We start from the raw sequence: 357 nt of genomic DNA, 5'->3' as shown, positions 1-357 counted from the left end.
CGATTGCCTCGCAGCAGGTTGCGTACTGGAAGAGTGCACTGGCCGGACTACCCGATCAGCTCGACCTGCCCTCGGATCGGCCCCGGCCTGCGCATCAGAGCTTCCGAGGCGATTCGGTTCGATTCACGATCGACGCGGATCTGCACAGTGCTCTACTCGATCTGTCACGTAAGCACCACGCCACGCTGTTCATGACGATGCACGCCGCGTTCGCGGTGTTCCTGTCCCGGATGTCCGGAGTCGACGACATTGCTGTCGGCACCCCAGTCGCTGGTCGTGGAGACAAGGCTCTCGACGACATGATCGGTATGTTCGTCAATACGTTGGTCTTCCGTACGCGGGTGGATTCGTCGATGA

The 357-nt window shown here is 60.5% G+C and carries 1 protein-coding gene; it reads left to right on the top strand.

The window, feature by feature from the left end; all coding sequences use genetic code 11:
* Positions 1-357: condensation domain-containing protein (locus ACODSO_RS29325; RefSeq protein ID WP_489040112.1), on the top strand; the 357-nt coding region annotated here is incomplete at both ends.

The sequence above is a fragment of the Rhodococcus sp. FG69 genome, from assembly GCF_057808915.1.
Note: the sequence above shows the minus strand (reverse complement) of the source record. Positions and strands in the feature narration are given on the sequence as shown.